This is a genomic window from Micromonospora parva, assembly GCF_000718515.1.
Lineage (GTDB): Bacteria > Actinomycetota > Actinomycetes > Mycobacteriales > Micromonosporaceae > Micromonospora > Micromonospora parva.
This window is the reverse complement of record NZ_JNZS01000021.1, coordinates 1-19,410: the sequence shown is the minus strand read 5'-3', so window position 1 is coordinate 19,410 and position 19,410 is coordinate 1. Positions and strand designations below refer to the sequence as shown.

Sequence of the window (19,410 nt, the reverse complement as noted above, 5' to 3'; positions counted from 1 at the left end):
GTCAGGGGCCGTCAGCGCACGGCCGAGGTGTCGACCACCTGGGCGGTGGTCAACCGTGGCGTGTGCGGCGGGCCGGACTGGGTCGGATCGGCGATGCCCAACCGCAGCACCAGGTACGGGAAGCCGATGCCGGAGAGCAGCTGACGCAGGGTCTGCCGGGTGCCCGGCACCTCCACCACCGCGCTGAGCGGCACCACCGACACGCCGAGCCGGGTGGCGGTCAACCAACCGGCGGAGAGCGCCTCGCCGGCCCGCAGCCAGCTGTCCCGTTCGTCCTCGTCGCCGTGCAGCATCGCGTACACCGCCATCTGGTCGTGCCCGGGACCCACCGGCAGGCTGCCGGGCCGACCGAAGTCACGCCCCGGGACGGTGGTCTGCGCGGGCTGCTCGGGCAGCACCTCCGCCGGCAGACCGGTGCCCGAGCCGGCCCGGCTGGTCCAGTACGCCAGCTCGGTACGCATCTCCGTGTCCTCGGCCTCGACAGTGTCGGCGTGCCCGGCGGTGGCGGCCAGCTCCAACACCTGGTCGCGGTCGAGGATCTGCAACCGGCAGCCTTCGGCACTGACCGCCCGGGTGATCTCCTGGATCGCCGTGGGCGGCACCGGCTCGTCGCTGAGCGGCCGGCGATCGGTGTGCCGCACCTGCATGCACTGCACCATGCGCATGGCGTCCGGGTCGGCCGTGGTGCGGCTGAGGTCGGTCAGCCGGGCCAGCAGCTCGCTGTCGGCCGGGTCGGGCAGCCGTTCCACCACGGCGCGCCACCCCTCGGCGGCCAGCGCCAGTCGGGCGTGGTGCAGGGCGGTGCCGCAGCTGATGGCGAGCAGTCGCCCGTCGGGGTCGCTGGCGGCGAGCTGCCGGTCGGCGACGGAACGCAGCTCCAACGCGTCGGGCAGCACCCGCCAGCGCCACGGCTGGGTGTTGTGCACCGAGGGGGCGTGGCCGGCGGTGGCGGCGGCCTCCGCCAGCGCGGTGGTCAGCTGGCTTTCCTGACTCATGGTCACGACCTTTCCGTCTCTGCTCATCGTGCCGCACGGCGCGCCGCCGCGCCGGGGTTGCCGCCTCATCCTGCGACACCCGGTGGTGTCTCCGCAGGGCCACAGGTCCCGTCCCCGCCGGGTCGTTACGCCCGCGGTGCTCAGCGTTCGCGGACCACCGCGACGGGGCAGTGGGCGTGTTGGATGAGCTGCTGGCTGACCGAGCCGAGCAGCATGCCGGCCAGCCCGCCCCGACCCCGGCTGCCGACCACCACCAGCAGTGCGTCCCGACTCGCCTCGATCAGCATCGCCGCCGGGCTGGTCGACACCAGGTCGACGGTCATCGGCAGCTCGGGGTAGGTCCGTCGCCACGGCTCCAGCGCCTCGTCCACGGCGGCCCGCTCGTCGGGCACCCCGGCCGCTCCGCCGGGGCCCGGCGTCCAGGCGTGCAGGACGCGCAACGGCACCTGCCGCTGCACCGCCCGCTCGGCCGCGAAGCCGAGCGCCACCAGCGAAGGTTCCGAGCCGTCCACGCCGACCGCCACCGGGCGGCTCGACGTGTCGGTGGCGGCGCTGCCGACCCCGTCGCGGACCACCACGACCGGGCAGTGGGCGTGCGCGGCGACGGACACCGCCGTCGACCCGACCAGCAGGCCGCCGAATCCGCCGTGGCCCCGGCTGCCGAGCACCAGCAGCCCGGCCTCAGCCGAGCGTTCCTGGAGCACCAGGGTGGGCGGCCCGTCGTACACCTCACCGGTGATCTTCAGCCCGGGGTTGGCCGCGGCGGCGTCCGCCGCGGCCTTGCGGACCAGCTCGTCGACCTGCCGGCGGGCGGTGTCGTCGGGCCACACGCCGGGCGCCACCCCCGGGCCGACCCAACTGGCCACCGTCAGCCATTCGAAGACGTACGCCAGCCGCACCGGCTGGCCGCTGTGCCGCGCCTCCTGCACGGCCCAGTTCAGGGCCAGCGAGGCGTCGGTGGAGCCGTCGTAGCCAACCAGGATCTCCGCGTCGCGCACGTCGTCCTCCTTCAGGGGGTGGTCGGGTCGGTTTCGCGGATCCAGCTTCAGGGGGTGGTCGGGTCGGTTTCGCGGATCCAGCGCCACTCGGCGACCTCGGGGTCGTCCTCGCCGTACCGGCGGGTGTAGTCGCGGGCCGCCTGCCGGGCGTCGACCATCCGTTGACGCAGGTGCGCGGCGCTGGCGGCCAGCCCGGGCACCCGGTCGATGACGTCGATGACCAGGTGGAAGCGGTCCAGGTCGTTGAGCATCACCATGTCGAACGGGGTGGTGGTGGTGCCCTCCTCCTTGTAACCGCGCACGTGCAGGTTCTCGTGGTTGGTCCGCCGGTAGGTGAGGCGGTGGATCAGCCACGGGTAGCCGTGGTACGCGAAGATGATGGGCCGGTCCTCGGTGAAGATGGTGTCGAACTCTCTGTCGGTCAGACCGTGCGGATGCTCGGTGTCCGGCTGGAGCCGCATCAGGTCGACCACGTTGACCAGGCGCACCTTCAACTCCGGGAGGTGCTGGCGCAGCAGCTCGACGGCGGCCAGCGTCTCCAGGGTGGGCACGTCTCCGCAGCAGGCGAGCACCACGTCCGGTTCGGTGCCGCCGTCGTTGCTGGCCCACTCCCAGATGCCCAGGCCACGCCGCGTGTGCTGGATCGCCTCCGTCATCGTCAGCCAGTTCGGCGCGGCCTGCTTACCGGCCACCACCACGTTGATGTAGTGCCGGCTGCGCAGGCAGTGGTCCATCGTGGCGAGCAGCGTGTTCGCGTCCGGCGGGAGGTAGACCCGTACCACCTCGGCCTTCTTGTTGACGACGTGGTCGATGAAGCCCGGATCCTGGTGGGAGAAGCCGTTGTGGTCCTGCCGCCAGACGTGGCTGGACAGCAGGTAGTTCAGCGAGGCGATCGGCTGACGCCAGGGGATGGCCCGGGTCACCTTCAGCCACTTGGCGTGCTGGTTGAGCATCGAGTCGACGATGTGGATGAACGCCTCGTAGCTGGTGAACACGCCGTGCCGGCCGGTCAGCAGGTAACCCTCCAGCCAGCCCTGGCACAGGTGCTCGGAGAGCACCTCCATGACCCGCCCGTCGGGGGAGAGGTGCTCGTCGCCGGGCACCGTCGCGGCCACCCACGCCCGGTCGGTCACCTCGAAGGCGGCACCCAGCCGATTGGAGGCGACCTCGTCCGGGCCGAACAGTCGGAACGTCTCCGGGTTGGCGCTGATCACGTCGCGGATCCACGGACCGAGCACACCGGTCGCGCCGGCCATCGGCGTGCCCGGCTCGGGGACCTCCACGCCGTAGTCGCGGAAGTCCGGCAGGGTCAGGTCCCGCAGCACCACGCCGCCGTTGGTGACCGGGTTGGCGCTCATCCGCCGGTCACCGCGCGGCGGCAGCGTCCGCAGCTCGTCCACCGGCGCGCCGGTGGCGTCGAACAGCTCCTCCGGTCGGTAGCTGCGCAGCCACTGCTCCAGCTCGGCCAGGTGCGCCGGGTTGTCGCGTACGCCCGACAGCGGCACCTGGTGGGCACGGTAGGTGCCCTCCACCTGGATGCCGTCGACCTCGGCGGGACCGGTCCAGCCCTTCGGCGTCCGCAGGATGATCATCGGCCAGCGGGGGCGTTCGACGACGCCGCCGGAGCGGGCCCGCCGCTGGATCTCGGCGATCTCGTCCAGTGCCCGGTCCATCGTCGCGGCGAGCGTGCCATGCACCTGCGCCGGGTCGTCGCCGGCCACCACGTACGGCTGGTAGCCCGAGCCGCGCATCAGGTCGAGCAGGTCGGCCTCGGGGATCCGGGACAGTACGGTCGGGTTGGCGATCTTGTAGCCGTTGAGGTGCAGGATGGGCAGCACCGCCCCGTCGCGCGCCGGGTTGAGGAACACGTTGGAGAGCCAACTGCCGGCCAGTGGCCCGGTCTCCGCCTCACCGTCGCCAACGACGCAGGCCACCACGAGGTCCGGGTGGTCGAACGCGGCGCCGTAGGCGTGGCTCAGCGCGTACCCCAGCTCACCGCCCTCGTGGATCGAGCCCGGCACGTCCGCCGCCACATGGCTGGGGATGCCGCCGGGGAAGGAGAACTGGCGGAACAGCTTGGACATCCCGGCCTCGTCGCGCGCCACGTCGTGGTAGCGCTCCGACCAGGTGCCCTCCAGCCAGGTGTTGGCCACGATGGCCGGGCCGCCGTGGCCGGGGCCGGTGACCAGCATGGCGTTCAGGTCGCGGGCAACGATCACCCGGTTGAGGTGGGCGTAGATCAGGTTGAGGCCGGGGCTGGTGCCCCAGTGGCCGAGCAGTCGCGGCTTGATGTCGTCGACTGTCAACGGCTCCCGCAGCAGCGGGTTGTCCAGCAGGTAGATCTGCCCGACGGTGAGGTAGTTCGCGGCGCGCCAGTAGGCGTCCAGCCGACGCAGTTCGTCTTCGGTCAGAGGGCTGTGCAGGTCAACAGCGGAGTCCATGCTGCGTAAGCCTCTCGCGAAATCGGGGACGTCGCATCCGGTGTCCCGGGTTTTCCCGGCCACGTCCAGCTTCGTCGCCGCCGAGAGGATGGGGCAGGGCCGTTGGTCCCCGCTGGTGCGGACGTGTGTCCCGCCTGGCGCGGTGGAGGCGGTCCGCGAACGGCCCCACCTCCCCGCGCCGCCACCTCTTCCCTGACCGAGGGTAGTCGCGTCGGTGCGTCGACGGGGTCGGATCGGCGCTGCGTGAAGGCCGTCGGGGACGTGGTCCGCTCTGGCCGGACCCGTCGGTGGGCCCACCTCGGCTTGCGCTGCGTGGGGTGGCTGGGCCGGGGAGACCAATGACTGTGATCGATTCGAGACTTGTAGATCTATGAATTTTACACAAAGATCATCGATGTAAAGAACTGACGACCGACAACTGACGACGGACCATCGACGGCGTACGTCGAGGCGAGCGTCGGATCCCCTACTTGTCCCAGGTCAGGCAGCGGGTGGGCCTGGAAGTCCGGCGCCATGATCTGTCGGAGTCGACTTCCTGATTCCATCCTCGGTGCCATGATCGGACAGAGAGAAGTCCTCCATGTCTCATTCCCATAGTCGATCATGGCTGCACAAAAATAGGCGGCACGGCACCCGTCTCATGGCGTTCTTCCTTGCGTTGGTGCTGGTTGTGGCCGGCTCCACCAACGTTGGCGTGACCAAGGCCGCCGCCGTGCCCGAGGCAAACGCAGCGGCGCTGACGCCCGGAGCGCTGCCGTCGGCCTGCCTTGATGCTGACCCGAGGGCGAATGCCCCGGCGATCGTGTGGGCGGAGCCGAAATTCGTGATGGGCAACATGTTCCTGGGTCTCGCGTCGGTGATTTCCTACATAATCACCTCGGAGAACGAGAAGGCGGACAAGGTCAAGGAGGCCGTTCGGCGGGTGGCGTACTGCTTCCCCGGCTACAACGTTGTGATCGCCCAGCCCCACAACGGCAGCACGCAACACATGACGGAGGCGTACTTCGTCACCACGATCGAATTGAGTGACACGAAGTATCGGGTGTACGTCTTCAAATCCGGCACCTTCTATCAGGCCGGTGACCTCGGCTACAAGAACTGGGGCTACGAGGGATACTGGACCAAGAGCGACGATGGACGGACCGTGACCTTCACGACGCCGCCGCTTCCCGAGCGGCGCTCGGGATGGTCTTCTGGTCCGCAGTGTGAGGTGACGACCCGCGACCGGGTGGATCGCAACATGTACTACAGTCTTTACAACGGGTTGAGCAACGACGCACAGGTCGGACACGTACGGGCACTGCTCAACGATGTGCGTACCTGCTTCCCGGACTACAACGTCATGGTGATGCACGACGAGCAATCCCACGAATGGTTGTCCCCGCCGACGTCGCAGGTGTTCGCGAGTGCGTTCAGCATGCAGGACTACGACGCGAAAGACTCGACCGAGGTTGGACGGCCATCCGGGGTAGCGAGTCGAGGCCGCTACGACGTTCACGTGTTCAAGACAGGCACGTTCCACAACATGGGCGACGGCGGCTGGAACAACTGGGCGTTCTACGGAAACTTCACCCGCAGCTCGGACGGCATGACGGTGGCGTTCACCGATCCGGCGACGGCCGACCTCACCTTCGACCCCATGGCCGGATTCGCCGATTCCAACTTCGATTCCGATACTCCGCAGCACACGTCGACCGCGAACGGACCGTACCCGGGATGCGGCTACACCGGGTCGGTGCCCGGCGACCGCGAGGAGCTCGTCCGGTCGCTGACCACCGAGTACCAGAAGTGCTTCCCTGACACGAACATCCTCGTCGTCAAGTCGGTCGACCAGTTCTCCTTTGGTTATCTCTCGAACTTGAAACACCTCGCGAACGTGAATGGCATGACCGTCTTCGCGCTCGACGTCGGCGTGGTGAGGAACAACGGCGACGGCGGCTGGATCAACTGGGGATTCAACGGCAACTACGAACGCGACGGTGACTCCACCGTCTACTTCACCCACCTCGACGGTCCTGATCCGACGGGCAGCGTCAGGGTGATGGTGGTGGGTGATTCGATGAGTCAGGGTGACGAGGGCGACTGGACCTGGCGTTACCGACTGTCGGAGTGGTTCAGGGAACAGGGCGTGGACGCCGAGTTCGTTGGCCCCTATAAGGGCACCGTGCCGGCCCGGGCACCCGGACGTAAACCGCCAACTCTGCAAGGGCAATTACCCGAGCCTGAGACTGAATCGACGCGTTTCGGCGGCGAGTACGACAAGCGGGCGGAAACCTTCGACGACGACGAACACTTCGCGATGTGGGGCCAGCAGGCAGCGGTTGCCAAGAGCCTGATCCAGTACCAGGTGCAGCAGCAGAAGCCTGACCTGATCCTGCTCGGCCTGGGCTTCAACGATCTGGGCTGGTCGGTCACCAACCCCAAGGACACCGTGGACAGCATGAAAGTGTTGGTCGACAGAGCCCGCGACGCCAATCCCAACATCAAGCTCGCGATAGCCAACGTCCCGCAACGCACCCTGCTGGGCGGCAACGAACAACTACCCGACAAAACCAATGACTACAACTCCCGGCTGGCCCAGGCGATCCCGACCTGGAACACCAACCAGTCACCAGTGAAGCTAGTCAAGTGGCGCGAAAACTACGACTGCGAACCCACCAGCTGCCCCGCCGGCTACGACGGACTGCACCCCAACGCCACCGGCGAATACCAAATCGCCCGAGCATTCACCGAAACCCTGCACAACGACTTCGGATACGGCACCAAACCCCTCGACATCCCCACCACCATCCCGAAACGACCCACGCCCGTACCCGACGGAATCACCGCCGGCGAAGGCCCTCAAGGCGTCACCGTCAACTGGCCCAAGGTTTTCGGCGCCCACGGATACACCGTCCGCTCCCGACTGGTCGGCACCACCACCTGGAACGAATCCCGCGTACAAGCCAACCGCCACGAAACCCTCTCCCCCAAAGACCTGACCTGGGAATACCAGGTCCGCACCGACAACGGCGACACCGACGACCAAAAATCCGACTGGTCACTCCCCCCCACAAGGGCGACAGCCAACCCGACGGCACCCCCCGGACCCACCGGAATCATCACCCAACCCACCGCCACCGGCTTCACCATCACCTGGGGCGTACCCACCAACCCCGACGCCATCGAACGCTACGAAGTCATCTACTGGGACCAGGACACCCCCAACGCCATCCTCTCCAGCACCGGCATCAAAGGCTTCTCCGCCCGCATCGACGGCCTCAAGCCCAACCACCGCTACATCATCGCCGTAGCCAGCTGGAACACCACCGGCTCCGGCCTCCCCAACAACGCACGCCCCATCAGAGTCGGCACCACAACCCCCACCGCACCCACCGGCCTACAGATCAACCCCCTCGACGCCAACACCGTCCAACTCACCTGGACCAAAAACGACACAGCCGCCGGCTACCGCGTCTGGACCCGCGACCTCACCAACGGCAGCCCCCTGACCCCAAGCGAACAAACATTCACCGAACCCACCCACGGCATCGCCTACCTAACCTCAGGCTTCTGGAACTACGAATACTGCGTCACCTCCATCAACGGCACCCTCGAATCAGCCCGAACCACCTGCGTGACCCCCACACGACCAGCCGGCAGTTGACCGTCACACCTTGACCACAACCAAAAGCTGGGCCCCGGAACCGTCACCACGGCTCCGGGGCCCAGCCGGTTGAACGTCCCAGCCTCGGCCCTTCGTTAAGGGCTGTCCGGTGGGTGGGCCGGGAACGCGAAAGTGCCTTCTGATCTGGAACGATGGGACTTGTCGAGGGTCCTGATCGTCTGTCACGGAAGGCACTTCAGAGTGCAGAGTACCGGTACGCGTCCGAGGGTTGCAGTCTCTGGTGGCGGGCGCGGTTTGGTCGGTCATGCCGGCCCCGCCTGCTGGCCGACATCGCTGAAGTCACCGGGTTGAGCAGCGGTTTCGCTGACGCGCTGGCCGGGTTGCGGCAACGCCGGCCGGTGCATGAACCGGGTCGGGTCGTGGTGGATGTGGCGGTGATGCTCGCCGACGGCGGCGAAGCTCTGGGTGACGAGTTGGAACTCGGAGGGCGGAGGCGTGGCAGCCCCCGGCCGTCCCGTCGTCATCGACGGTGCGCCACAGCCGTGGGACGACGAAGGCTTCGCCCCAGGTCAGCCACCGTTGAGGCGCGGAGCCCTCGCGGCCGGCGACGCCCCGGGTCAGGGTTGCTTGCGCCGCGCCAGGCGAGTGGTGGGCCCGGTCAGCGGCTTCTTCGCCAGGCCGCGGACGACGACCACCGGGGCGGGGGAGTGGTAGAGCAGGGACTGGGCGACCGCGCCCAGCATGGCCCGGCCCGGTTCGTCGCCGCGGGCGGCGACCAGTGCCACCTGCGCGTGGCGGGAGGTGTCGATCAGCACCTCGGCGGGGTCGCCGCGTACCACGCGACACTCGGTCGGCACGGTGTTGTCGCGGCCGGTGTGCCGGGCCAGTGCCTCGGTGAGCTGCTCGGCGACAGCGTCGGTGTCCTCGTCGTACTCCACCACCCGCAGGGCCAGCAGTCGGGCGTCGCGGCGGGCCGCGCACTCCACGGCCCACTGCAGGGCGAGGTGCGAGCTGGGCGAGCCGTCCACCCCCACCAGCACCGGGCCCTGCGGTGGCGGCTCACGCCGGACCACCAACAGGGGGCAGCCGGCCCGGGCGGCCAACTGCACGGCGGTCGTCTCGGCCGGAACGCACTGACCGCTGCCCGCCATGCCGCTGTCGCCGACGGCCAGCAGGAAGGCAGCCTCCGAGCGGCGGATGAGGGTGGGCAGCATGGCACTCTCGACGATCTCCCCGCGTACGGTCAGCCCCGGCTCGGTCTGGTGGGCGAGCTGGGCGGCGCGGGCGATCAGCTTTTCGGCCTGGTCGCGGGGTGCGGCGACGGTGTCCGCGTCGAACGCCGCGCGCCAGTCGAAGGTGTTCAGCAGGTGCAGTGGCCGGCCGTGGTCGGAGGCCTCCTGCGCGGCCTGTTCGACGACCGGAAGGTCGAGTTCCGACCCGAGGCCGACCAGCACCGCTGCGTCGGCGGGTGCGGCCATCCGATATCACCTCCCGGGCGTCGCGCCCGGCACGACCAAGCTGTCCCCTGACCGAGGGTAGTCGGACGATCGCCCTGGCGGATCGGCTTCGGCCACCTCTCGTCAACCAGAGTTGACACGGCGAGTGCTGTCAACGTATGTTGACAGCATGAGTCAGGCGACAGAACTCGCGGCGGCAGCCGGCAGCACCGACCCCCGGGTCGGGCTGCGTGCCGTCCGCGCGCTACGCCGGCTGCTCGAGCGGCTCGAGGTGGTCCAGGTGGACAACGCCCGACGACAGGGCTGGTCCTGGCAGGAGATCGCCGACACGCTCGAGGTCAGCCGACAGGCAGTGCACAAGAAGCACGCCGGGCGACCGGCGGTCAACTCATCCTGGGAGGCGTGATGTTCGAACGGTTCACCGACCGGGCGCGCGACGTGGTGCGGCGGGCTCTGGAGGAGGCACGGGCCGAGGGTCAACGGCCGGTCGGCACCGAGCACCTGCTGCTCGCCCTGCTTGCCGACGACGCGGGCCTGGCCAGCAGGGTGCTCGCCGACGCCGGGGTGCGCGCCGACGACCTGCGCGAACGCATCCGCCGGCACACAGTGAGCGGCGGCGCCGGTCTGGGCGACGCGGACGCGGCGGCCCTGCGGGAGATCGGCATCGACCTGGCCGCGATCGTGGCCCGCATCGAGCAGTCGTTCGGCCCGGACGCACTACGGGAGGCGGTGCCGGCGCCGCGCCGCCGCTGGGGGCGAAAGCGCTACCTCGGCGGCCCGTTCTCGCCCCGCTCGAAGAAGGCGCTGGAGCTGTCCCTGCGGGAGGCCCTGCGCCTGCGCCACCGCCACATCGGCACCGAGCACATCCTGCTCGGGGTGCTGCGGGAGGGCGGCGGGCTGGGCGCGTTGGTGCTCACCGAGTCCGGGGTCGACCTCGACGATCTGCGCCGGCGGGTGGAGGTCGCGCTGCGGGCGGCGGCCTGACGGGTGGAACCGTCTTGAAACCTGTCTGTGGCACTTCCGACGCCAGACGTTCGCCGGGTCGCTGAAGCCGTCCGGGTGCTGCACACTGACGCCGTGGATGCTGGACAGGACAGGCGGCCCGCGGGCGGCGACGGCGGGCTGCGCTCCGCCGTGGTGGTCAACCCGGTGAAGGTCGACGATCTCGACGAGCTGCGACGCACCGTCGACGACGCCCTGGCCGCGGCCGGTTGGCCCGCGCCGCAGTGGTACGAGACGACAGTCGACGACCCGGGTCGCGGTCAGACCGAGCAGGCCGTCAAGGCCGGCGTCGACCTCGTCTTCGCCTGCGGCGGTGACGGCACCGTGATGTCCTGTGTCAGCGCGCTCGTCGGCACCGACGTGGCCCTCGCCGTGCTGCCGCAGGGCACCGGCAACCTGCTCGCCGCCAACCTGGGGCTCTCCACCGACCTGGCCGCCGGGTTGGAGGTCGCTGTCGAACGCGGCCGACGGCTGCTCGACGTCGGCGCGGTCGAGGATCAGTACTTCACAGTGATGGCCGGCATGGGCTTCGACGCCCAGATGCTCGACGCCACCTCCGAGACCACCAAGGCCCGCATCGGCTGGCCGGCGTACGTGGTGGGTGCCGCCCGTCACCTGCGGGACCGGCCGATGCGGGTGCAGATCCGCATCGACGACCGCCCGCCGCTGCGCCGCCGGGCCCGCTCGGTCCTGATCGCCAACGTCGGCCGCCTGCAGGGCGGGGTTCGCCTGCTCACCGAGGCCGAGCCGGACGACGGCTGGCTCGACGTCGCCGTGCTCACCCCGCGCAGCCTGCGGCACTGGCTCGCGCTCGGTTGGGCGGTGGTCCGTCGCAGCGGCCGGGTGCCACAGATGGAGGTGTTCCGGGGCCGGCGTGTGGTGGTCACCAGCAACCGGGCACAGCCCCGGGAGCTGGACGGCGACCTCATCACACCGGGCCGGCAACTGCACGCCGAGGTTCGCCCGCAGGCGCTCTGGCTCTGCGTCCCCCAGCCCGAGGACGCCCCCGACCTGGCCGTCGACGCGCAGGGCGCCGGAGAGCGGGGCGAGCAGCTGATCGAGGAAGCGCGTCGTGAGTAGCACCCGCATCGTGCCGGAGACCCGGCTGATGGCCGACGAGGAGCTGTCCGCCGACGACGCCTGGCACACGCTGCGTCGCGAGGGCGGCTGGCACCTGCTGCGGGACGCCTTCATCCGCTTCCGTTACGGCGACGGGTTCAGCCACTCCCGGGCCTTCGCGCTGCAGCTGTGCCTCGCCGTGGTGCCGTTCCTGATCGCCCTCACCGGCCTGATCAGCGAGCTGGGTGTCCAGGAGGGCGGCCAGGTTGTCGCCGACACCGTCCTGGCGGTCACCCCCGGCCAGAGCGCGCAGATGGTCGGCGAGCTGCTCGGCGAGGGCGAAAGGGTGGAGGACGCCGGGGAGCTGGCACTCACCCTCGGTCTGCTCACCGGCCTGTTCGCGCTGACCACCACGATGGCCCAGATCGAGCGGGGCGCCAACCGCATCTACGGGGTCGAACGGGACCGCCCGGCGCTGCGGAAATATGTCCGCGCCGCCGTGCTGGCCGTCACCGCCGGTCTGCCCGCGCTCGCCGGCTTCCTGATCCTGGTCGGCGGCGGCGCGATTGGCGACTCGGTACGGGAGCACTACGAGTGGGGTGAGGTCGCCAACGGCATCTGGAACGTGGTCCGCTTCCCGCTGAGCCTCGCGTTGACCGTCCTCGCCGTTGCCGTGCTGTTCCGGCAGGCGCCACGCCGCAACCAGCCCGGCCTCTCCTGGCTGTTCTTCGGCGCCGGGATCGCCACGGCCCTGTGGTGGCTGGCCAGCCTGCTGCTCGCCGCGTACGTGCGGTTCAGTGACGATTTCGGGCAGACCTACGGTGCGTTGACCGGCATGATGGCGCTGCTGCTCTGGGCGAACCTGACCGGGATGGCCCTCTTCGGTGGGCTGGCCTTCGCCGCCCAACTGGAGGCGCTGCGCATCGGTGTGCGGGAGCCCGCCCAACCGGACCTGTGGGAGCCCGACCCGGACCGCGCCGAGCTGTACGACACCGGGGACATGTCGGCCCTCTAGCGGCACCGGCGTGTACAACGGACGCGGATCGGGTAAAGCGCCTCGCCAGAGCCGACAAGGGAGGTGCGGGGTGACCGCGGTCAAAGAGGTGGCGCGCCGTCCGATCGGTCATTTCGCCGAACGGAGCATTGCCGGCCTGGTGGCCGTCACCGGTGCGGGCGTGGCCTTCGGGCTGCTGTTGTTGCTCGTCCGGGTGCGGTGGAGCCCACTGCAGGACGCCGACCACGCGCTCGCCGAGTGGTTCAACGGGCTCGTCGCCCCGCACCACGCGCTGGTCACCGTGCTCCAGGCGGTGACCGACCTGGGCGGCCGGCCGATCCTCATCTGGCTGGTCACCATCGCCGTGGTCGGGCTGCTGATCCGGCGGCAACCCCGGCTCGCCGTCTACCTGATCATCACGGGGGTCGGTGGCCTGATCCTCGACCCGTCGCTGAAGACGCTCGTCGGCCGGCTCCGTCCGGTGGTGGACGTGCCGATCGCCAGCGCGCCCGGCAACAGCTTCCCGAGCGGGCACGCGCTCGGCTCGTTCGTCGCGTACGGAGCGCTGCTGCTGGTGTTCCTGCCGGCGATGGCGCCCCGCTGGCGCAAGCCGGCCATCGTCGGCGTCGGTGTGCTGGTGGTGCTGGTCGGCCTGACCCGGATCGCGCTGGGCGTGCACTTCGTCTCCGACGTGCTGGGCGCCTGGCTGCTCGGGGCCGCCTGGCTGGGCGTCACCGCGTACGCCTTCCGGCTGTGGCGGCGCGAGCGCGGCCGGCCGGTGCCGCCGTTGACCGAGGGCCTGGAGCCGGAGGCGGGGCACGACATCGCCCCCGCTCCCGCCGAGGAACACGTGTTGGCCCATCCCCGCTCCGCGGTGGCCGAGCTGCTGGTCGGCTGGGTGATCGTGTTCGGGGCGCTGTACGCCTTCGGCACGTACGTCAGCTACCACGCCAAGGGCACCTTCTTCGACACCCTGGACACCGAGGTGCCGCAGTGGTTCGCCGAGCGGCACACCGAGGTGCTGACCGACGTCAGCTGGTGGTGGAGCAAGTTCGGTGACACCCACGCCATCCTGCTGATCTCGTTGGTGTTCTGCCCGCTGGTGCTGGCGGTGTGGCGGCGCTGGCGTCCGGTGCTCTTCGTGGCGCTGGCGATGGTGGGTGAGCTGACCCTCTTCCTGGCGTCGGCGCACGTCGTCGACCGGCCGCGTCCGCCGGTGGAGAACCTGGACGGGCAGATGCCCACCTCGTCGTTCCCGTCCGGGCACATCGCGGCCACGATCTGCGTCTGGCTGGCGATCACCCTCATCGTCTTCCCGCGTACCGACCGGTGGTGGCGGTGGCTCTTCGTGGCGCTGGCCGTGATCATGCCGGTCGGGGTGGCCACCTCCCGGATGTACCGGGGGATGCACCACCCGACCGACTTCATGGGCGCGATCCTGCTCTCCGCGCTCTGGATCGGGTTGCTCTACCTGGTGGTCCGCCCCAACGAGGACCTGAAGGAAGGCAACCAGCCGGCCATCGAGTCGGAGGACGTGGACACTCTCGACGACGAGATGGCGCGGGCCGGCCGAGCCGACTAGGTGTCGCCGTCGTGCTGCGGGTGATGACCTGGAACATCCGCACCGGCGGTCGGGATCGCGGCGGCCCCGACCGGCTGGATCAGGTGGTCCAGGTCATCAACGAGCAGGCACCGGACGTGCTGGCCCTGCAGGAGCTGCGCGGCTTCGACCGGGACGGGTTGCTGGCCACCGTGGCGGGCCGGGTGGGGATGACGCCCCACCTGGCCCGGTCCTGCTTCGGGCAGCCGGTGGCGGTGCTGGTCCGGCCGCCGTACCGGGTCGTCGACGCCGGGTCGGTGCGCCGCCCGTTCCACCACGCCGCCGCCCGCGTCGTGGTGGCCACGTCCGCCGGCCCGTTCACCGTGCTCGGCACCCACCTCTACCCGTACTCGGGGGGTCGACGGCGGATGGAGGTCGACTGGTTGGTCGCGGCGATGCGCCGCAACGAGGGGCCGCTGGCGCTGGTCACCGGTGACCTCAACGCGCTCGACCCGACAGTCGACCACACCGCCCGGTTGGCCGGCATGCCCACGCTCTACCGGCGGCGGCACCTGCGTCGCTCCGGCGGTGCGGTGGACACCCGCGCGATCGCCCGGCTGCTCGCCGCCGGCCTCGTCGACCTCTGGCCGGCGGGCAACGTCGACGCACCGGAGGCCGACGGCCTCACCGTGCCCACCCGGCTGGGCGGGGCCGAGTTCGCCGGGATGCGGCTGGACTACCTGCTCGGCAGCACCGCTGTGGCGCAACGGCTGCACGACTGTCGGGTGGTCCGCGACGATGCGACGGCCACCGCCTCCGACCACTATCCGCTGCTCGCCACAGTGGAGCTGTCCGCCGGCTGACCGGCCGTCCGCCGCCTCGCGCGGCCCGCCCCCACGGTGTGGCGCGGGCCGATTACCGTGCCACCGTGACCGACCGCCACCCCCTTGGCCCGCCGCTGCCCGGTCCGTCGGTCGAGCACCGGGCCGCGCCGACGATGGCGCATCCGGCCGGCGACCCGCTGGTCTCGGCAACGGAGCAGCCGGCCGCCGTCGCGCTTCCGCTCGTCGCGGCCGTCGCGCGCGGTGTGGCGCTGGTCGTGGTGCTGCCCGTACGCCTGCTCTGGGAGCTGATCGCGGCTGCCGGCCGGCTGCTGCACCGGCTGTTCTGGCCCCCGCTGGCCTGGTGTGCCCGGCACCTGGTGTGGCTGCCGCTGGTCTGGGTGGGCCGTGGTCTGGCGTGGGTGGCCCGCACTGTGGTGTGGCTGCCGCTGGCCTGGTGTGCCCGGCACCTGGTGTGGTTGCCGCTGGTGTGGGTAGGGCGTGCGCTGGCGTGGGTGGCCCGCACTCTGGTGTGGTTGCCGCTGGTCTGGCTGGCGTCCGCACTCGCGTGGGTGGCCCGCACGGTGATCTGGATGCCGTTGGTCTGGTTGGCCCGTCGAGGGTTGCGTCCGCCACTGGTCGCGCTGGGGCGTGGTCTGGCGTGGCTCGCCGAGCGCCTGGTCCTGCGGCCGCTGAGCTGGTTGGGCGCGGCGCTCACCCCCGTCGGACGGCTGCTGCGGCGTGCCGTCGGCGCGCTCGACAGGGCGCTGAGTGCCGCGTTCGTCGGGCTCCTGCGCGGGCTCTGGTGGCTCGTCGCGGGGTCAGGTCGGCTGGTCGTCGCCGCGGTGCTCGGCGCGTGGCGGACGGCCGGCTGGCTGCTGCGACAGCTCTACCGTCTGGTGTTGCGCCCACTCGGGACAGGGCTGCGCTGGCTGTGGCGGCACACAGTGCGCCCGCTGCTGCGCAGCCTCCGGTGGGTCTGGTCGGTGACGGTCGTGCCGGTGGCGCGGGGCCTCAGGGCGGTGTGGCGGGCCACCGTCGTGCCGGTGGCCCGCTGGGTCCGCCATTCGGTGCTCGACCCGGCCCGGCTGGGCGCCCGGGAGGTGCTCACCGCCCTGGGCCTGCGCCGTTGAGGGGTGTGGCCTCAGAGCACCAGGTTCAGCAGGACGGTCAGCACCACCGATGCGACGATCGAGAAGAGGATCATCAGGAGGCAGCCGAGGCCACCGCCGAGCGGGCGGATCTCCGTGTTGCCGAAACGCATGATGGTCACCTGTCAGTGGATGTGGGTCGTGGGGCGAGCAGGTGGCGGATCGCGTCCGCGACCGCCGTCGGCGCGGTCGTGACCACGTTGTGCGCGGCACCGGGTACGACCACCACTGTCGCCGCCGGCACCAGTCGGGTGGCCTCGTCCCGCCACAGGTGCGGCACGACCGGGTCGCGATCGCCGGTGACGACGACAGTGGGCACGCCGACCCGGACGAGGTCGGCCTCGATGGCGTTACGCACCGAGTGCGACAGCGTCGCAAGGACCCGCCAGGGCCGGGCGTTCCAGACGTCCCGCACCAGGATCGGGGCCTGCAGCGGCGCCTCGTGCGGGATGTCCACCAGCCAACGACCGAACTGGGCCCGTCGGGACCGGGCCGCCGGGTCACTCGTCGGACCGGCCAGCACCAGCGCGCGTACCGCGTCGGGGTGGGTAGCGGCGAGCGCGGCGGCGACCTCCGCGCCGAACGAGTGCCCCAGCAGGCAGACCGGCGGCAACTGGTACGCGGCCAGCCAGGCGGCGAGATGCTCGGCGTGCCGGCGGACGTCGTACGCGCCCCGGGGGTGCGCGGAGAGCCCGAAGCCGGGCAGGTCCGGCACGTACACCTGATGGGTGCTGGAGAGCGCGACGGCCAGCGGGGTGAGATACCGGTGCGAGACCGCCAGGCCGTGCACGAGCACCACGGGCGGTGCCCCGTTCACCGGGTCGGCGCTGCGGCGGGTGTGGGTGCGCAGCCCGTCGACGAGCCGCCACTCGCTGGTCAGTCCGCCGGCCGGCCGGGGCGCTGCCATGGCGAGCCGCAAGTCGGCCGGCCCGAACCGGCCGACGGAGGTGCGGCGGGGCGACCCGGTCGGCCGGTCGACGACGTCTCGGTTCACAGCTCGCGCAACCGGGGCAGCAGTTGCTCCTGCGCCCAGTCCAGGAACATCGGCTGGGTCTCCCCGCCGACCTGGATGATCGCCACGTGGGTGAAGCCGGCGTCGACGAACTTGGCGAACGCCTCGACGTGCGCGTCCACGTCCGGACCGCAGGAGATGCCCTCGGCGACGTCCTCCTCGCGCACGAACTGGGTGGCAGCGGCGAAGGAGTCCGGGTTGGGCAGGTCGGCGTTGACCTTCCAACCCATCCCGAACCAGCGGAACTGGTCGTGCACGATCTTGCGGCACTCGGCCTCGTCGGGGCCGTAGCAGATGGCCACCTGGCCGTAGCGGGGCTGGCCGGCGCCCCCGGCGTCGTCGTACATCTCGATGATGTGGCGGTCGGGTTCGGTGGAGATGATGCCGTTGCCGTACTCGGCGGCAAGCGTCGCGGACTGTCGACCGGACGCGGCGACGGCCATCGGCACCGGCCGTTCCGGGCGGTCCCAGACGTAGGCGTCGGGCACGTCGAAGTGGTTGCCGGAGAAGGTCAGCGTCTCCCCGTTGAGCAACGGACGGATGATCTGCAACGCCTCCTCGAACATCTCGTGCCGCTGCTGGACGTGCGGCCAGCCGCCCACCACGTGCTCGTTCAGGTTCTCCCCGGCACCCAGGCCGAGGGTGAACCGGCCGTCCGAGAGCGCCCCGACCGTGCTGGCCTTCTGCGCGACCACGGCCGGGTGGTAGCGACGGATCGGGCAGGTCACGAACGACATCAGCTGCGCGCGGGAGGTGGCGTGGGCGACCGCGCCGAGCACCGACCAGGCGTACGGGGAGTGGCCCTGGGAGTCCAGCCAGGGGTAGTAGTGGTCGGAGACCACCAGTTGGTCGAAACCGGCCGCTTCCGCCCGCACCGCGTGGTCCACCAGCTGCTTGGGCCCGGCCTGCTCGCTCATCAGGGTGTAGCCGACGCTGACCATCCTGGTATCCCCTCTCACCGACGGATCGTTCCCGGGATACCCCGGTGCGCGCCGGTCAACCCTCTCGTCCGGTTCGACTGACCCGGTCCTTGACGGATCGCAGTCACCTGCCTACCGTCGCTCTTAACCGGTTAAGAGCCGGGTGTGGCGCACATCCTGTGGTGGGGATGACCGCCCCGTGACGGCCTGCGTCCGCGTGGGCCGTTGCGGCTGTCCGGGCATCGGGTTCGCCAACTGAACCGGTTGCGATGACCATCCCATCGCCCTACGCTGATGCCTGCGCCGGGAGCCGGGCGCGGCTGCCGGGCTGCAGCCGCCTTCCCTGTCACGTCCCCACCCCTGTCGGGCACCGGGGGTCCTCCCTGAGGAAGGCCATGAAGACTCGACTCTCCGCCGCCGGCGCGACACTGCTCGCGTTGCTCGTCACCGTGCTGGCGTTCGGCCAGCCGGCGCACGCCGCGGCCGGTTTCTCCGTCGCTGGCGGCAAGTTGTACGACGCCAACGGCACCGAATTCATCATGCGCGGCGTCAACCACGCGCACACCTGGTACCCGCAGCAGACCAGCTCGTTCGCCGACGTCAAGGCGCTCGGCGCGAACACCGTACGGGTGGTGCTCTCCAGCGGCGACCGCTGGACCCGCAACACCAACGCCGACGTCGCCAACGTCATCTCACTCTGCAAGGCCAACCGGCTGATCTGTGTGCTGGAGGTGCACGACACCACCGGGTACGGCGAGCAGAGCGGCGCGATCACCCTGGCCCGCGCCGTCGACTACTGGCTCAGTCTCGCCGATGTCCTCTCCGGTCAGGAAAAGTACGTCATCGTCAACATCGGCAACGAGCCGTACGGCAACCAGAACTACGCCTCCTGGGCCACCGACAACGCCAATGCGATCAAGCGCCTGCGGGCCGGCGGACTGAACCACACGATCATGGTGGACGGGCCGAACTGGGGCCAGGACTGGTCGTTCACCATGCGCGACAACGCCGCGTCGGTCTTCGCCGCCGACCCGGCCCGCAACACGGTCTTCTCGATCCACATGTACGGCGTGTTCGACACCGCCGCGGAGATCAGCGATTACCTGGGCCGGTTCCGCAGCGCGGGACTGCCCATCGTGGTCGGTGAGTTCGGCTTCAACCACTCCGATGGGAACCCGGACGAGGACACCATCCTCGCGTACAGCCAGGCCAACGGGATCGGCTGGTTGGGCTGGTCGTGGAGCGGTAACGGCGGCGGTGTGGAGTATCTCGACCTGGCCACCAACTTCAACCCGGCGAGCCTGACCGACTGGGGTCAGCGCCTCTTCAATGGTGCCAACGGGATCCGGCAGACCGCCAGGCAGGCCAGCATCTTCGACAGTATCCCCCCGCCCACCACGCCCCCGCCGACCA

Annotated in this window: 16 protein-coding genes and 1 pseudogene; 10 read left to right on the top strand and 7 right to left on the bottom strand. The window is 70.3% G+C overall.

Features of this window, described 5'->3' with window-relative positions; translation table 11 throughout:
• Positions 1-11 precede the first annotated feature (11 nt).
• From IF22_RS0125055 to IF22_RS0125045, 3 genes are all read right to left on the bottom strand, one after another.
• Positions 12-995, bottom strand: coding sequence for an Acg family FMN-binding oxidoreductase (locus IF22_RS0125055; protein WP_030336074.1), 984 nt, complete (start codon positions 993-995; stop codon positions 12-14).
• Positions 996-1,135: 140 nt separating this feature from the next.
• The gene (locus IF22_RS0125050) at positions 1,136-1,993 is read right to left on the bottom strand and encodes a universal stress protein (protein WP_051708778.1); all 858 of its coding nucleotides are present in this window, start codon (positions 1,991-1,993) and stop codon (positions 1,136-1,138) included.
• A gap of 47 nt (positions 1,994-2,040) precedes the next feature.
• On the bottom strand, positions 2,041-4,434 hold the full coding sequence (locus IF22_RS0125045; RefSeq protein ID WP_030336070.1) for a phosphoketolase family protein: 2,394 nt from the start codon (positions 4,432-4,434) through the stop codon (positions 2,041-2,043).
• 640 nt (positions 4,435-5,074) lie between these two features.
• Between IF22_RS0125045 and IF22_RS36230 the strand changes: the two genes are divergently transcribed.
• The gene (locus IF22_RS36230; RefSeq protein WP_156057858.1) at positions 5,075-8,080 is read left to right on the top strand and encodes an SGNH/GDSL hydrolase family protein; all 3,006 of its coding nucleotides are present in this window, start codon (positions 5,075-5,077) and stop codon (positions 8,078-8,080) included.
• Between the two features lie 181 nt (positions 8,081-8,261).
• A pseudogene (locus tag IF22_RS34680) lies at positions 8,262-8,511 on the top strand (IS1380 family transposase); the annotation flags it as partial.
• A gap of 147 nt (positions 8,512-8,658) precedes the next feature.
• Here the strand turns inward: IF22_RS34680 and IF22_RS0125030 are convergent.
• Positions 8,659-9,519: a universal stress protein gene (locus IF22_RS0125030; protein WP_030336064.1), complete on the bottom strand. Its 861-nt coding sequence runs from the start codon at positions 9,517-9,519 to the stop codon at positions 8,659-8,661.
• Positions 9,520-9,667: 148 nt separating this feature from the next.
• Between IF22_RS0125030 and IF22_RS0125025 the strand changes: the two genes are divergently transcribed.
• The 7 genes from IF22_RS0125025 (at position 9,668) to IF22_RS0124995 (ending at position 16,047) form a co-directional block, all read left to right on the top strand.
• Positions 9,668-9,904, top strand: coding sequence for an HTH domain-containing protein (locus IF22_RS0125025; RefSeq protein ID WP_030336062.1), 237 nt, complete (start codon positions 9,668-9,670; stop codon positions 9,902-9,904).
• On the top strand, positions 9,904-10,482 hold the full coding sequence (locus IF22_RS0125020; protein ID WP_030336060.1) for a Clp protease N-terminal domain-containing protein: 579 nt from the start codon (positions 9,904-9,906) through the stop codon (positions 10,480-10,482). The genes IF22_RS0125025 and IF22_RS0125020 overlap by 1 nt, the downstream gene beginning before the upstream one ends.
• 93 nt (positions 10,483-10,575) lie before the next feature.
• The gene (locus IF22_RS0125015; RefSeq protein WP_030336059.1) at positions 10,576-11,580 is read left to right on the top strand and encodes a diacylglycerol/lipid kinase family protein; all 1,005 of its coding nucleotides are present in this window, start codon (positions 10,576-10,578) and stop codon (positions 11,578-11,580) included.
• The gene (locus IF22_RS0125010) at positions 11,573-12,574 is read left to right on the top strand and encodes a YihY/virulence factor BrkB family protein (RefSeq protein ID WP_030336058.1); all 1,002 of its coding nucleotides are present in this window, start codon (positions 11,573-11,575) and stop codon (positions 12,572-12,574) included. The genes IF22_RS0125015 and IF22_RS0125010 overlap by 8 nt, the downstream gene beginning before the upstream one ends.
• 70 nt (positions 12,575-12,644) lie before the next feature.
• Positions 12,645-14,135, top strand: a complete 1,491-nt coding sequence (locus tag IF22_RS0125005) for a phosphatase PAP2 family protein (protein ID WP_030336056.1) — start codon at positions 12,645-12,647, stop codon at positions 14,133-14,135.
• Positions 14,136-14,146: 11 nt separating this feature from the next.
• The gene (locus IF22_RS0125000; protein WP_030336054.1) at positions 14,147-14,956 is read left to right on the top strand and encodes an endonuclease/exonuclease/phosphatase family protein; all 810 of its coding nucleotides are present in this window, start codon (positions 14,147-14,149) and stop codon (positions 14,954-14,956) included.
• Positions 14,957-15,021: 65 nt separating this feature from the next.
• Positions 15,022-16,047, top strand: a complete 1,026-nt coding sequence (locus IF22_RS0124995; protein WP_156057855.1) for a hypothetical protein — start codon at positions 15,022-15,024, stop codon at positions 16,045-16,047.
• A gap of 11 nt (positions 16,048-16,058) precedes the next feature.
• Here IF22_RS0124995 and IF22_RS36225 read toward each other — a convergent pair whose 3' ends face one another.
• Genes IF22_RS36225 through IF22_RS0124980 form a run of 3 tightly spaced genes read right to left on the bottom strand, consistent with a single transcriptional unit; the run spans position 16,059 to position 18,018 of the window.
• Positions 16,059-16,187, bottom strand: a complete 129-nt coding sequence (locus IF22_RS36225; protein ID WP_256443305.1) for a hypothetical protein — start codon at positions 16,185-16,187, stop codon at positions 16,059-16,061.
• On the bottom strand, positions 16,184-17,059 hold the full coding sequence (locus tag IF22_RS0124985) for an alpha/beta fold hydrolase (RefSeq protein ID WP_030336049.1): 876 nt from the start codon (positions 17,057-17,059) through the stop codon (positions 16,184-16,186). The genes IF22_RS36225 and IF22_RS0124985 overlap by 4 nt, the downstream gene beginning before the upstream one ends.
• Positions 17,056-18,018 carry a TIGR03557 family F420-dependent LLM class oxidoreductase gene (locus IF22_RS0124980; RefSeq protein ID WP_030336047.1) on the bottom strand — a complete coding sequence of 321 codons (963 nt, stop codon included), beginning with the start codon at positions 18,016-18,018 and terminating at the stop codon, positions 17,056-17,058. The genes IF22_RS0124985 and IF22_RS0124980 overlap by 4 nt, the downstream gene beginning before the upstream one ends.
• Positions 18,019-18,392: 374 nt before the next feature.
• Between IF22_RS0124980 and IF22_RS0124975 the strand changes: the two genes are divergently transcribed.
• The coding region (locus tag IF22_RS0124975; RefSeq protein WP_030336045.1) for a glycoside hydrolase family 5 protein at positions 18,393-19,410 on the top strand (1,018 nt) is incomplete at its 3' end.

Excerpts from the sequence above, each read along its gene's own strand:
- IF22_RS0125055 (WP_030336074.1), bottom strand. The coding sequence starts at position 995 with ATGAGTCAGGAAAGCCAGCTGACCACCGCGCTGGCGGAGGCCGCCGCC.
- IF22_RS0125045 (WP_030336070.1), bottom strand. The coding sequence starts at position 4,434 with ATGGACTCCGCTGTTGACCTGCACAGCCCTCTGACCGAAGACGAACTG.
- IF22_RS36230 (WP_156057858.1), top strand. The coding sequence starts at position 5,075 with ATGGCGTTCTTCCTTGCGTTGGTGCTGGTTGTGGCCGGCTCCACCAAC.
- IF22_RS0125030 (WP_030336064.1), bottom strand. The coding sequence starts at position 9,519 with ATGGCCGCACCCGCCGACGCAGCGGTGCTGGTCGGCCTCGGGTCGGAA.
- IF22_RS0125025 (WP_030336062.1), top strand. The coding sequence starts at position 9,668 with ATGAGTCAGGCGACAGAACTCGCGGCGGCAGCCGGCAGCACCGACCCC.
- IF22_RS0125020 (WP_030336060.1), top strand. The coding sequence starts at position 9,904 with ATGTTCGAACGGTTCACCGACCGGGCGCGCGACGTGGTGCGGCGGGCT.
- IF22_RS0124980 (WP_030336047.1), bottom strand. The coding sequence starts at position 18,018 with ATGGTCAGCGTCGGCTACACCCTGATGAGCGAGCAGGCCGGGCCCAAG.